The sequence below is a fragment of the Candidatus Schekmanbacteria bacterium genome, assembly GCA_016219965.1.
Lineage (GTDB): Bacteria > Schekmanbacteria > GWA2-38-11 > GWA2-38-11 > J061 > JACRJM01.
On the sequence record JACRJM010000004.1, the window covers coordinates 54,845 to 68,153 of the forward strand.

Below are 13,309 nucleotides of genomic sequence, written 5' to 3' on the forward strand. Positions count from 1 at the left end.
TAAAAGTAAATCCTCATTAAGGACATTAGGACAGAGATTATGTACCTTGTAGGAGAGATATTTTTAAGCGAGGTAATAGGGAAGAAGATTTATGACAGGGAAGGTGAGTCTATAGGAAAACTTACCGACCTCGTGATAAGACTTGGAGACGTGTTCCCGCGCGTTGTGGCGCTTGCAGCCGAGACAGCAAAAAATGAGACCACTGTGATTCCCTTTGAGAACCTTGAACTTTTCAACCGCAGTACCATAACAACCGTCATCCTTAAGGGAGAGGTCAACGGCAGACAGATACTTGAAAACGAGATGCTAATCTGCAGGGACCTTCTTGATAAGCAGATTGTCGATATTACGGGCGCAAAGGTTGTGCGGGTAAATGATGTAAAGCTTGGCGATGTGAAAGGCAACCTCTGTCTCATCGCAGCCGATGTCAGTTTCAGCGGAATAATGAGAAGGCTTGGGATGGAAAATGTATCGCAGGACATAATGAAGCTGTTCGGCTACAAAAAAGCCCCGGACCTGATCGGCTGGAATTACCTTCAACCTCTCCAGACTACCGAGAGCAGCCTTACTCTTAATGTCCAGCGCTCGAAGCTGTCAGAGCTTCATCCTTCAGATATCGCATCTATCATGAGCCAGATACCTCATCGTGAAAGGGCAGCCCTTTTCGATACCCTTGACCTTGAAACTGCCGCAGAGGCTTTGCATGAACTTGAGCCTGATGCGCAGGTTTCGATTATCCACAACATGGACAAGGAACAGGCTTCTGAGCTTCTAGAATTAATGCCTCCTGATGAAGCGGCGGATCTGCTCGGCGACCTGCCTGAGGATAAAGCGCAGGAGCTCTTAAATCTCATGGAGGCCGACGAGGCAGAGGATGTGCAGGAACTCCTTGAGCATGAAGACGATACGGCCGGTGGTCTTATGACTACTGACTTTCTCTCTTTTCCTCCAAATGTCACTGTGGCAGAGACTTTCAAGAACCTGAGACTTGTGGCTCCGGATGTTGAGATGATTTATTACGTCTATGTAGTTGATGATAACGACAAACTCCTCGGAGTATTATCAATAAAAGACCTTCTTGTGTCGCACGACAACAGTATGCTTTCAGAAATAATGCAGGATCAGGTAAAGTCTGTCTCTCCTGACGCAGACCCTGAGGATGTGGCAGATATGATATCGAAATATAATTTTTATGCCATCCCTGTTGTGAATGATGATGGTATAATAATGGGTATTATAACAGTTGATGATATAGTTGACCTTTTAATCCCTCCGGCATCAAGAAGGAAAACGCAGAGGATCTGAGTTTCCCATGATTTTCAGAAAAAATGAAAAAAAGCCTTCCAACAGGCTCTGGATATTCCTTGCCATGATAGGGCCGGGAATAATTACCGCAAACGCCGACAATGACGCCGGCGGCATCGCCACCTATACGATTGCCGGCGCAAGGGAAGGGTACAGCATGCTGTGGGCCCTTTTCCTTATAACTATTGCCCTCATAGTTATCCAGGAGATGGCGGGCCGCATGGGGGTTTATACCGGCAAGGGGCTTGCAGATCTTGTAAGGGAAAACTTCAGCATAAAGACAACCTTTATAACAATGATTCTCCTCATAATCGGAAATCTTACTGTGACTATTGCAGAGTTTGCAGGTATCGCAGCAGGCTTCGAGCTTTTTGGCGTAAGCAAGTATGTTTCCGTTCCGATTGCGGCATTCCTTATCTGGATCATAGTCATAAAGGGCAGTTACAGGGCAGTGGAGCGCGTCATGCTTTTCTTCTGCGTAATTTATTTTACTTATGTTATCTCAGGGTTCATGGCCGGGCCCAAATGGGACCATGTCCTTAAGGGCTTTATGGTCCCTACTTTCAAGTTCGAGACAGATTACATCAACATCTTTATAGCCCTCGTAGGAACAACGATAACCCCGTGGATGCAGTTTTATCTTCAGGCTTCCGTAGTTGACAAGGGGGTAAAGCGCGAAAAATACAATTATCTGAAATGGGATATTTATCTGGGCACATTCGTCACAGATTTTGTCGCCATGTTCATCATAATAGCGGCGGCAGCTACTCTCTATGTGAACGGCATCAATGTTGATTCTGCCGAGGAAGCTGCCATTGCTTTAAAACCTCTTGCTGGAAATTATGCTTTCATACTCTTTGCCATCGGTCTTCTCAATGCATCCGTGCTTGGCGCAATCATACTTCCTCTTTCAACTGCCTATGCAGTGAGCGAAGCCTTCGGATGGGAATCGGGGCTCGGGAAAAAATTCGGCGATGCACCCCGTTTCTTCTGGTTTTATACCATAGTGCTTTTAGCTGGCGCTGCGTTTGTCCTGATACCAGGGATTCACCTCATATTCGTGATGATTTTTTCGCAGACAATAAACGGGATACTCCTGCCTATCATCCTTATCCTCATGCTGAAGCTTATAAACAACAAACGGATAATGGGGGACAAGGTCAACACTTTATACCAGAATGTTCTTGCCTGGGGAACGTCCGTGATGCTCATCATTCTTACGGCACTGCTCCTTGCCGGAATGATATATCCGAGGTCGCTTGATTACATTACGGAGATGGTGAAAAGGATTTAATTTTTGTTGTTCATTGCGTTCGATTGCCTTGGCAGCCCCGCTTAGGCTTCAAACTTCAGGCGCCTGCCGCGGGAACTGCCAAGGCAATAAATATAAGTTTGATGTTCAAGCTTCCCCATTATTATAGTTTTCTACTGCTCTGTTTTTCTCAAATTTTGCAAAAATTAGCGGCATGAACCGGTAGGTCAATTGCATTATTTTATAGGTCCTCAGGGTTGTTTTTTTATGTAAAAAGACTAGATATTGAAGTGTAGATTAAGAAGCAAGATAGTGGTTTTAAGGTGGGGAAAAGGAAGGTGGTTTACAATGAAAAAGATAACAACGACATTATTCACTCTCCTTTTTTTCCTGCTTATTTCGCTTGTTAATGCGCAGGAAAATCAAGGTTCAGTAAATACTTCTTCCACTGGACAGCCTCTGGTAAATGAAGGAAATAATTCAACTTCAGATTACAGCAGCAGCCAAAGTACTCCGGGAGGGACGTATGACTATTACTACGGTCACTGGATGCCGGATTATGGTTATTATCGATCTGGATGGGACTATGGCTACGGCATGTATTCGTGGAGCCCTTATCCATTCTGGTGGGATGACTTCTGGTTTCCTGGCTTTGTGGTAGGCGATTTAGACAGACATAGAGACCGAGATAGAGACAGAGACATGGACAGAGATAGAGACAGCGGAAGAAGGTTTAGAGAATTTGAAGAACATGGGAGAAAGGTAGATTCACGCCATGACAATGACCGGGCAAGGGAAATATGGTCAAAGCCTATGGTTGAAAGAAACAATAACTCTTCCGAACGAACACATAGCGAGTTTAATACGGAGCATAGAAGCGCGAGAATTGTTAGTCATGCAGAGAGTGGTGTCAGTCACCAGATGCATAACTTTGAAAGCAATGCAAGGTCTGAGAGAGGATATTCAGGTTCCCATTCCTTTGAAGGCAGAGGTTTTATGGGAGGGTTTCGCGGCAGAAGGTAAGAGTTGGTTTCCTATAACCAATAGAAAGGAGGATGAACATAGTTACATTAACAATGCTTAAAAGGGAAGGGCGATGATTACTGTTTAGGCGCATCAAACAGTTCTTCAATCGCCTTTCTCATATCTGCGCAGGAAGATATCTTGTTTACCTTTTGTCTGAAGCCGATGGCGCCCCGTATCCCTTTTGCATACCAGGCAGCGTGATTCTTGAAAAGATTTATACCGCGTCTTTCTCCAAAATAACAGATGTTGAGGTTTAGATGTTCGAGCATGACAGATTTTATCTCAGTCTGCGAAGGATGGGGAATGATTTCTCCAGTTTCAATAAATGCAATGGTTTCCCTGAAAAGCCATGGCCTGCCAAGAGTACCTCTGCCTAACATTATGGCGTCGCAGCGGGTCACTTCAAACATCTCTTTAGCGGATTGAACGGTAGTTACATCTCCGTTTCCAATTACAGGGATTGAAACATTGCTTTTTACATTTGCGATTATGTTCCAGTCTGCCTTTCCGGTAAATCCTTGCAGGGCAGTCCTCCCATGCACGGTAATTGCCTTTACTCCGCATTCCTCAGCAATCTTTGCAATCTCAACTGCATTTATGTTTTTATTGTCCCAGCCAATGCGGATCTTAACGGTGACAGGAATATCTACGCAGTTAACAACTGCTTTAAGCATTTCTTTGATTTTGCCCGGATCTTTCAAAAGTGCTGCACCGGAGCGCGATTTTACAACCTTCTTTACCGGACACCCCATATTGATGTCTATGAGCCTTGCCCCGGTTTTGGCAACTTTTTCCGCAGCCATTACCATTGTTTCCGTATTTGCGCCAAAGAGCTGAACACCTACAGGTTTTTCCCGGCTGTCGGTTTTAAGTAAAACCTCAGTTTTTTCGTTCCTTCTTGAAAGCGCTTCTGCGCTTATCAACTCAGTGTAAACAAACCCTGCCCCATATTCAGAAGCGATTATCCGGAATGGAAGGTTCGCAACCCCTGCCATTGGAGCTAAAAGCAGAGGAGGAGAAATCTCGATATTGCCTATGATAAGTGGAGAAAGCTTCAAATTCTGATTGCCCGTCTCATCTTTGAAAAGACATCAAGCACAAACTCCATCTCTTTCATTGTATGGGTTGCCATTACGGTAATCCTCAACCTTGACATATTTGGCGGAACTGTAGGCGGTCTGATGGCTGGAACGAATATGCCGTTTTCGTAAAGAAAGTTAAATGCCCTGATTGCAAGCTCTTCGCTTTTCATTAATACCGGGATTATCTGCGTCTCGCTTTTCATCGTATCATAGCCGAGGCTGTCGAGCCCGGCTTTCAGTATTTCTACGTTCTTTAAAAGCTTATCCCTCAAGCTTCTATCTTTTTCGATTAGTTCTATTGCTGCCGTTCCCGCGGCAAGCGCTGAAGGAGGAAGTCCGGTTGAATAGATAAAGCTCCTGCTTTTGTTTATAAGAAAATCTATTAATTCTTTTTTTCCGCAGATAAAACCTCCGGCGCTTCCAAGCGCCTTGCTGAGGGTTCCCATGTAAATGTCTATCCTGCCGTCAATCCTGAAGAGTTCCGAAGAACCGCGTCCGGTTTTTCCAAGCACACCTGTGGCATGGGCATCATCGACAAACAATATGCAGCCGTGCTTTGATGCTATATTCTTTATTTCTCCAAGCGGCGCGATGTCGCCGTCCATGCTGAATATGGAGTCTGTGATTATAAATTTCTTTCCCCTGCCTCTGTATTTTTTAACCATCCATTCCAGCTTGTCTGCGTTGCTATGGGGATAGACTTTTATGTCCGCTCCGCTCAGCCTGCATCCGTCTATTATGCTTGCATGGTTTAGCTCATCTGAAAAAATGGTGTCCTTTTCTGATGCCAGTGCAGATATTGTCCCGACATTTGCGGCATATCCTGATGAGAAAACAAGAGCGCTTTCCGTTCGTTTGAAACGTGAAATGGTCTTTTCAAGTTCATCATATAGCTCAATGTTCCCTGATATCAACCTCGATGCTCCTGCTCCTGTGCCATATTTAATGAGAGCCTCTGCTGATTTCTTTTTTATAAGCTTGTGGTTGGCAAGACCAAGATAATTATTTGAAGAAAGGAGTATGAATGATTTCCCGGCGATTTTAATGCGGTGATCCTGCGGGGTTGAAACTGGTCTTAGGACTCTGTAAAGATTTTTATCTTTAAGCCTCTTAAGCTCCTCATCAATAAAATCCATTCATGCGTCCATGAAAAGATATTTGTGCCATTGTTTTTTCGTGTTTCCGATGTTGCGGATTATCTGAAGATAAATCGGCACAGATGGCGACTTTGGAGGACGTCTGAGTTTCATATTAGCCTCTTCGGGTGTACGGTTCCCCTTTTTCTTGTTGCAGGGGATGCAGGCGGTAACGATGTTGTCCCAGTTATTCCATCCACCCTTGGATTTTGGAAGCACATGGTCAAGGGTGAGTTCCTTGGGTCTTAACTGGTCGTTGCAATAGTAGCATGTGAAGTTGTCGCGCAAGAATATGTTCTTCCTCGTAAATGATACCAGTTTATATGTTATCTTAACATAACGGTGCAGCCTTATTACTGACGGTACAGGCATGCTGAATGTAGGAGAGCGATAGTAGCGGTCTGACAGTTCCTCAGCTACAGCCACACCTTTTAGGACCAGGATTATAGCCCTTTTTGTATCACAAATATTTATTACCTCATAGGTCGAGCTTAAGACAAGAACCGATGTTTTAGTTAAATACCTGTGCATATAACCTCCTGCATTGCTGATTGAAATAGCAAAAAATCATCAGGTTGACAAGAATTTTTCTAAACGAAGACCTTGCATTGTAGGGGGGAGGTTTAAAACCTGTCCCTACAATTTACGAAACAGAAAAATTGGAAAAGAATATTACAAGATATTTTCAACCGCTGTATAATTCATTGAAAATGACTCGGCAACTCCTCTGCATGTAATATTCCCTGCGAAGGTGTTGACTCCAAGACCCAATGCAGAATCACTCTTTACAGCCTCTTTGAATCCCATCACTGCTATCTTTACTGCATAGGGGATGGTCACATTTGTAAGTGCATAGGTTGACGTGCATGCAACTGCGGCAGGCATGTTTGTCACGCAATAATGTATGACACCTTCTTCTACAAATACCGGATTTGAGTGGGTTGTAGGTCTTGTAGTTTCAGCACAGCCTCCCTGGTCAACGGCAATATCTACAAAGACGGAGCCTTTCTTCATGGAACTTATTAGCTTTTTTGGTATCACGACCGGTGCTTTCTTTCCCGGGATGAGGATTGCACCTATGACGAGATCGGCTTCAGAAAGCGATATCTCTATGTTGTGGGAGTTCGACATGAGGGTTTTTATCCTTGCTCCGAATATGTCATCTATATAAGCCATTTTTTCCTGCCTGATATCAAGGATTGTAACGTCAGCTCCCATGCCGCAGGCTACCTTCGCAGCATTTATCCCCGCAGTCCCGCCTCCTATAATGGTGACTTTGCCGGGCAGGACCCCCGGGACACCTCCGAGAAGAATCCCTCTGCCGCCATGTTCCTTCTCAAGGAATGAAGCGCCAACCTGTATCGAAAGTTTTCCCGCTATTTCACTCATAGGGACAAGAAGAGGAAGACTTCCGTTTTCAAGCTGTATTGTCTCATAGCCTATGGCGGAGACTTTGCGTTTAATCAATTCTTCCGTAAGTTCTCTGTTTGATGCAAGATGGAGAAAAGTATAGAGGATAAGATCTTTCCTTAAAAAAGGATATTCTGCAGGAAGAGGTTCCTTTACCTTGATTACCATTTCTGAACTATTGTAAACCTCTTTTGCTGATTGGAGGATCTTTGCGCCTGCTTCTTCATATTCCCTGTCAGCTATATTGCTTCCAATCCCTGCTGATTTTTCGACTACTACCTTTGCGCCTGCCTCAACAAGGGCGCGTACTCCGGACGGGACAACGCCTACCCTGTATTCGTGGTTCTTTATTTCCTTAGGGATTCCAATGATCATCGCAATGCCCTCCTCGTTTATCTATCAACAATATCTAGCAACAAGTATGAAAAAATATTACTTTAACAATCTAATGCGGGCAATAACTAAAATTGCTGTTAAGCAAAAATCTGTTGACTTCACCATGCCCTATCTATTCCAATATGTAGTGTAATCTATCTTAATTTTCTATCAAAGAAGATTAACAGATAAGGAGGCGAGATGAAACATAAAGATAAGCGAAAAAAGATAATAGTAGATATGAGCTCCCAGTCGAAATATGCGATAATGGTGTTTGCCTACCTGATGATTTATTCACTGATAGTAAATGTCCTTGTTTACCTGCCTACAGTTTCTGTCCTCGAGAATGAGAACCTGCCATTAGAAAGCAGGATTGCCGCATCCAAGGAATTTTTTTTCCTTGAAAGCAGGTATCTGCCTATTGCCGTGCTTGTAATGGTGGTGATGTCTCTGCACAGCTTCAGGATAACGCACAGGTTTTTTGGCCCAATTTACAGATTCAAGGAAACAATAAAAGAAATAGCAGGGGGAAATCTGGACATCAGGGTCAGACTCAGGAAAAATGACTATCTGAAAGATGTGGAATCTGTTTTTAACGGAATGCTTGATACGCTTTCTGCCAGGTTCAGAGATGTCTTTACATCTAACCTTAAATGCCGTCTCATAATTGCTGAAATCATGCAGGGTGCTGATAAAGGAACGATCTCAAAAGAGCAGATGAACGAAAAACTGCAGAATATCAAGGAGCAGCTTGAGATAGTTGAGCGGCTTACGGGAAGCAGTGTAAATAATAAAAAAGAATAATAAGTTATGACTATGAAAAAACCCAAATCAAAGCAGGGTGGATTCAGCATCATTGAACTCGTCGTAGTCATTCTTATCATCGGTGTAGTTGCAGCTATTGCAATACCGACATATTTGAATTACAGGAAAAAAGCCATAAGCGTAGAGGCGACAACAAACCTGATAAATATCTATAAATTTGAAATGCAATATTTTGCAGAAAAGAATACCTTTACGGACAGCATGAACCTTCTCTCCTTTGAAGCAAAATCGAATCCCTATTATACTTATTCCATAGTTGCGACTCAGCTTTCATTTACTGCCGAGGCTCGCGGTAATATTGACAATGATCCTGACGAAGATGTCTGGACTGTTAATGACAGCCAGGCGATCGTCCATACATCGATAGATTAAAGTGGCAGCAACCTGATCAGGCAATCGCTTTCCATACTCCATTCTAATTTTTTGACATATGATTAAGCATGTATTATGTTTAGTATATCTCTGTTAATTTAAAATCTAATTGCTCAACTAATGCGGATAAAAGTGGATTTAATGAAATCAAAACTTCAAATCACTGCTTTATTCTTTTTAGTTCTAAGTTTTCTTTTTCTTTCCAATAGTATTTCAGCCGCAACATTCAAGGTAAGCACAACGAGCGAGTTCCGTCAGGCACTTTTAGATGCCGCTGGAAACGGGGAAGATGATACAATTATTTTAAATGCCGGGACTTATAAGACCACAGATGACGGGCTGGGAACTTTTACGTTTTCCGACAGTGAAGCTCACAATCTCACAATAAAAGCTAAGGATGGATTGACAAGGAATGACGTTATTCTGGACGGTGATAATACTGATCAGGTTCTCGACTATGAAAACACTGAAACAGATTCAGTTTTGACAGTTGATACTATCACTGTTCAAAACTGTTACACTCACGGCAGCGGCAACACAGGTGGCGGGATTAGTAGCTCAAGTGACATAATAATTACAAACACAACCATCTCGAATAATGTAGCTTATAACGGTGGTGGAATACATGCGGGTAAAGAGGCGACCGTGATAAATTCAACTATTTCAAATAATAGTGCTAACAAATATGGTGGCGGTATCTATGGCGAAAGTGGTGCAACTATAACTATTACAAATTCCATTATTTCTAATAATTCAGTTACAAATATTATTCCTTATAATTTTGTTTGTAGTGACTACAATAAGAAATTTAATACTAATGGTAATGAAACAATAAAAAAAGTAGTCATAATAGATAATATAGATCCATTACTCTTTTCCGGTACTGGCTATGGTGCTGGTATCTATGCCAGTGCTGTAACCGTAACAAATTCAACTATATCCAATAATAGAGCTCTGATAGTTGGTGGTGGTATCTATGCCAATGCTGTAACCATAAGAAATTCAACTATATCCGGGAATGATGGTGGAGGTATCTATGCCAATACTGTAAACGTAACTAACTCTACAATCTCGGAAAATATAAGCGGTTTTTGCTACTCAACATGTGAGCGGGGCGGTGGAATTTATGCAGGGGATTCTGTAACTGCAATAAACTCTACCATTTCTGATAATTCATCTACCGCAGGAGGAGGCATCTGTGGCAAAGGGAATTTTATAAACAATATTTTCACAAACAATTCGTCTGACATTTATTTTAGCGGGGACAGTAATCTTTACAATAACTTTATTGACAATACAAAACTGGAAAATGAGTTGTCTTTTGTCATTACAAAGGAGAACAACGTTGAGCCAGAGGAAGTAAAACGTAACTACTTTCCAGATTCTGATCTCAGGTTAGGTGCCCATGTATATAAAACGAGTTATGATTCGGAGAGTCTTAACTTTGCTGACTCTGATTTCAGGTTAGGCGCGGGTTCGATTGCTATTAATAAGGGATTAAATCCTAGCTCAAAATTATTTAAGAAGTTAATAAATGATAAATCAATTTTAAAAGCATTGAAAACAGATAAGGACGGAAACAAGCGTATCAGGGGTAAAGCAATTGACCTGGGAGCCTATGAATACTTGGCTTTTACAATCACAGCATCAGCAGGCGTGGGAGGAAGCATCACTCCCAAAGGTAATATGAAAGTTACTTACGGTACAGACAGGACATTTACCATCACACCAAAAAAGGGCTACAAAATCGCAAAAGTAAAAGTAGATGGGGTTTCCGTTGGCGCAGTGAAGACTTATACTTTTACGAACATAACAAAAAACCATTCCATAAGCGCAACATTTAAGAAGAAGTGATGATGAGATTGCTTCACTTTGTTCGCAATGACAGAGACGACGGCACGTTCGGGGAACGTGCCCTACAATAAATGATGTAAGGTTTTTGTTATTTCACTACTTCTGCGGTGAGGTCAAAATCAACTGAGCTAACAATCTCGACTTTATAAATTTTCCCGGGCACAAGTTTTTTCCCCTGTATGAATGTGATGCCGTCAACATCAGGAGCCTGCGACTTTATTCTTCCTTCATAAAACCCGGTCTCTTCAGACTTGCGTTCTACTATTGCCTCATTAAGAGTGCCTATGAGATTCTTATTTCTTGCGGCTGATATTTCTCTCTGTGCGTTTTCTATTTCCAGCGCCCTCTGCATTGCTTCTTTTTTACTGACATGTCCTTTAAAGCTATAAGCCGGTGTTCCTATTTCCCTTGAATAGGTGAATGTTCCAAGAGTATCGAATCTTACTTTTTTTATAAACTCAAGGAGTGAGTTGAAATCTTCTTTGCTTTCTCCCGGGAAACCTGTTATCAGGGATGTGCGCAATACTGCATCAGGCGCTCTTTCTCTTATGCGTGTCATAAGCTCTTCAATATCCTGTCTTCTGTATTTCCTCCCCATCTTTTTCAATATCCTGTCCTCAGAGTGCTGTATGGGAATGTCAAAATATTTGCAGATTTTTTCTGACGAGGAAATTATGTCTATAAGCTCATTGTCTATTTTTGAAGGATAAAGGTAGAGAGGTCTTATCCATTTAATCCCTTTGATTTTTTCAAGTTCAACAAGTAGGGTTTTAAGGTCATTCCCGTTATTATCACTGTTTCCGAATGCTGTAAGATCCTGCGCTATGAGATTTATTTCGACCGTTCCATCGCGAGCCAGCTTTTTCGCTTCATTTACTATTGATTTTATTTCTCTGCACCTTAAGTCTCCTCTGATTGCAGGAATGGAACAGTATGAGCATCTGTTGGAGCAGCCATCGGCAATTTTTATATAAGACACTCCATGCGGCGTAAATCTCTTCCGAGGGAGTTTATGGTCATAAATGAAAGTCGGCGAATCTTTTTTCCGTGCGGAAGATTCTCTTCCGGAAGAAACATAATCCATTATTCTCGGTATGTCATTTATGCCGGCGATGGAGTCTATTTCAGGCATCTCTTTTTGAAGTTCACCGCCATATCTCTGCGGAAGACAACCTGTGACTATTATTTTCTTTATCTCACCTTTTTCTTTTAAGCGTGAAGCATTGAGTATGGTTTCAATGGACTCCTGCTTGGCTTTATCTATAAAAGAGCATGTGTTTATGAGGACAGTGTCTGCCGGTGCATCACCATCCACAATCTCGATTCCGTTTTCCTCAAGTATCCCGGCCATGACTTCGGCATCTACGTTGTTCTTTGCGCACCCGAGGCAGACGATTTTTATTTTTTCAGTTTTGCTCATTTGTAAGCCATTCAATATTACTTTGTATTGTTAATCGGCTTGGCAGGTTCCACGGCAGGCACCTGCGGTTTAGTGCCAGAGTGGGACCGACAAGCCGTAGCATAATATAATTATTGGCTCTCTTCAATCCAGCCACCGCCCAAAACAGAATCATCATTGTAAAAAACTGCAGCCTGTCCCGGTGTTATTGCTTTTTGAGGTTCAAGAAACTTTACAGTCGCATTCTCTCCATCTATTGCAATAATCTCTGCTGCGGCGTATTTGCTGCGATACCTGTATTTTACTTCCAACCGCATGCCGCTTGCAGGAACAGCTCTTTCCGAATGCCAGATAATTCCTGTCACTTTCATCCCTGTTTTAAACAATTCATTTTCGTCGCCTATTACAACCTGTTTTTTCTCCGGAATCAGGGCTGTGACATAGAAAGGCTTTCCGAACGCCAGACCGATTCCTTTTCTCTGTCCGATTGTGAAATTCTCAATTCCATTGTGTTTGCCAACCACTGTTCCATCGGAGGTCATGATTTCTCCGGGTGTCTCTCTAAATGATGGGATTTCTCTCTTCAAAAAATCACGGTAGTTATTTGAAGGGACAAAACATATCTCCTGGCTTTCTTTCTTCTCCCAGACCGGAAGCCCGTTCTCGCGGGCTATTTCCCTTACCTCTATTTTCTTTAAGCTGCCCACCGGGAAAAGTATATTTTGCATCTGCGCCTGCGTCATCCCTGCAAGAAAGTAGGACTGGTCCTTGTTTGCATCAATCCCTTTTTTAAGGATAAATTCGCCACTTGCACTGTCCTTTTCTATACTTGCATAATGTCCCGTAGCGAGAAAGTCCGCCCCGATTCCGAATGCCCTGTTAAGAAGGTGTCTGAACTTTATCTTCTGATTGCAAAGGATACAGGGGTTCGGGGTTTTCCCATTCGAGTACCTGGAAAGAAAGTTGTCTATTACCTCTTCCCTGAATTCCTTCTCAAGATTTATGACATAGAAAGGAATAGCGAGTTTTTCCGCCACACGCCTTGCGTCATGGATATCCTTGAGCGAACAGCAGGAGCCGAAAAGTGTCTCGCTGTAAGAACTCTGATCATAGAGCTGAAGAGAAATGCCTATCACATTATATCCCTGCTCTTTAAGAAGAAAGGCGGCGACCGAGCTGTCAACCCCTCCGCTCATTGCTACAATAACTGTTTTATGGTTTGATGCACACATTAATAAGCTCCGTTTGAAAGCTACTCTAATATATTATTTTG

Annotated in this window: 12 protein-coding genes; 6 read left to right on the forward strand and 6 right to left on the reverse strand. The window is 42.5% G+C overall.

From position 1 onward, the window contains the following. The first annotated feature begins 39 nt into the window (after positions 1-39). From HZA77_05505 to HZA77_05515, 3 genes are all read left to right on the forward strand, one after another. Entirely contained in the window at positions 40-1,305 is a 1,266-nt protein-coding gene (locus HZA77_05505; protein MBI5374868.1) for a CBS domain-containing protein, read from the forward strand. Between the two features lie 7 nt (positions 1,306-1,312). Continuing rightward, positions 1,313-2,599 carry an Nramp family divalent metal transporter gene (locus HZA77_05510; protein ID MBI5374869.1) on the forward strand — a complete coding sequence of 429 codons (1,287 nt, stop codon included), beginning with the start codon at positions 1,313-1,315 and terminating at the stop codon, positions 2,597-2,599. Positions 2,600-2,905: 306 nt separating this feature from the next. Then, positions 2,906-3,580 (forward strand): hypothetical protein, encoded by a 675-nt coding sequence (locus HZA77_05515; protein MBI5374870.1) that lies wholly within the window; start codon positions 2,906-2,908, stop codon positions 3,578-3,580. A gap of 77 nt (positions 3,581-3,657) precedes the next feature. On the opposite strand, the gene dusB is transcribed toward HZA77_05515, so the two are convergent. The 4 genes from dusB to ald form a co-directional block, all read right to left on the reverse strand. Next, complete coding sequence (gene dusB / locus HZA77_05520) at positions 3,658-4,641, reverse strand: tRNA dihydrouridine synthase DusB (protein MBI5374871.1); 984 nt, start codon at positions 4,639-4,641, stop codon at positions 3,658-3,660. Continuing rightward, the gene (gene bioF / locus HZA77_05525) at positions 4,638-5,801 is read right to left on the reverse strand and encodes an 8-amino-7-oxononanoate synthase (GenBank protein ID MBI5374872.1); all 1,164 of its coding nucleotides are present in this window, start codon (positions 5,799-5,801) and stop codon (positions 4,638-4,640) included. Before bioF ends, dusB begins: the two co-directional genes overlap by 4 nt. Continuing rightward, on the reverse strand, positions 5,802-6,332 hold the full coding sequence (locus HZA77_05530) for an HNH endonuclease (GenBank protein ID MBI5374873.1): 531 nt from the start codon (positions 6,330-6,332) through the stop codon (positions 5,802-5,804). Positions 6,333-6,473: 141 nt separating this feature from the next. Continuing rightward, positions 6,474-7,586, reverse strand: a complete 1,113-nt coding sequence (gene ald / locus HZA77_05535) for an alanine dehydrogenase (protein ID MBI5374874.1) — start codon at positions 7,584-7,586, stop codon at positions 6,474-6,476. Between the two features lie 201 nt (positions 7,587-7,787). Here ald and HZA77_05540 point away from each other — a divergent pair, with 201 nt between their 5' ends. The 3 genes from HZA77_05540 (at position 7,788) to HZA77_05550 (ending at position 10,637) form a co-directional block, all read left to right on the forward strand. Next, on the forward strand, positions 7,788-8,390 hold the full coding sequence (locus tag HZA77_05540) for a methyl-accepting chemotaxis protein (GenBank protein MBI5374875.1): 603 nt from the start codon (positions 7,788-7,790) through the stop codon (positions 8,388-8,390). Between the two features lie 6 nt (positions 8,391-8,396). After that, entirely contained in the window at positions 8,397-8,783 is a 387-nt protein-coding gene (locus HZA77_05545; protein MBI5374876.1) for a prepilin-type N-terminal cleavage/methylation domain-containing protein, read from the forward strand. A 141-nt stretch (positions 8,784-8,924) separates the two neighbouring features. Next, positions 8,925-10,637 (forward strand): right-handed parallel beta-helix repeat-containing protein, encoded by a 1,713-nt coding sequence (locus HZA77_05550; protein MBI5374877.1) that lies wholly within the window; start codon positions 8,925-8,927, stop codon positions 10,635-10,637. Between the two features lie 88 nt (positions 10,638-10,725). Here HZA77_05550 and rimO read toward each other — a convergent pair whose 3' ends face one another. After that, positions 10,726-12,057, reverse strand: coding sequence for a 30S ribosomal protein S12 methylthiotransferase RimO (gene rimO, locus HZA77_05555; protein MBI5374878.1), 1,332 nt, complete (start codon positions 12,055-12,057; stop codon positions 10,726-10,728). Positions 12,058-12,167: 110 nt separating this feature from the next. Beyond that, a complete protein-coding gene (mnmA, locus tag HZA77_05560; protein MBI5374879.1) occupies positions 12,168-13,268 on the reverse strand; it encodes a tRNA 2-thiouridine(34) synthase MnmA in 1,101 nt (366 codons plus the stop codon). Positions 13,269-13,309 lie beyond the last annotated feature (41 nt).

Bases quoted from the DNA above. Each gene is read 5' to 3' on its own strand.
- mnmA (MBI5374879.1), bottom strand. From the start codon at position 13,268: ATGTGTGCATCAAACCATAAAACAGTTATTGTAGCAATGAGCGGAGGG.
- HZA77_05545 (MBI5374876.1), top strand. From the start codon at position 8,397: ATGACTATGAAAAAACCCAAATCAAAGCAGGGTGGATTCAGCATCATT.
- HZA77_05540 (MBI5374875.1), top strand. From the start codon at position 7,788: ATGAAACATAAAGATAAGCGAAAAAAGATAATAGTAGATATGAGCTCC.
- HZA77_05515 (MBI5374870.1), top strand. From the start codon at position 2,906: ATGAAAAAGATAACAACGACATTATTCACTCTCCTTTTTTTCCTGCTT.
- HZA77_05510 (MBI5374869.1), top strand. From the start codon at position 1,313: ATGATTTTCAGAAAAAATGAAAAAAAGCCTTCCAACAGGCTCTGGATA.
- HZA77_05505 (MBI5374868.1), top strand. From the start codon at position 40: ATGTACCTTGTAGGAGAGATATTTTTAAGCGAGGTAATAGGGAAGAAG.
- ald (MBI5374874.1), bottom strand. From the start codon at position 7,586: ATGATCATTGGAATCCCTAAGGAAATAAAGAACCACGAATACAGGGTA.
- HZA77_05530 (MBI5374873.1), bottom strand. From the start codon at position 6,332: ATGCACAGGTATTTAACTAAAACATCGGTTCTTGTCTTAAGCTCGACC.
- HZA77_05550 (MBI5374877.1), top strand. From the start codon at position 8,925: ATGAAATCAAAACTTCAAATCACTGCTTTATTCTTTTTAGTTCTAAGT.
- rimO (MBI5374878.1), bottom strand. From the start codon at position 12,057: ATGAGCAAAACTGAAAAAATAAAAATCGTCTGCCTCGGGTGCGCAAAG.
- bioF (MBI5374872.1), bottom strand. From the start codon at position 5,801: ATGGATTTTATTGATGAGGAGCTTAAGAGGCTTAAAGATAAAAATCTT.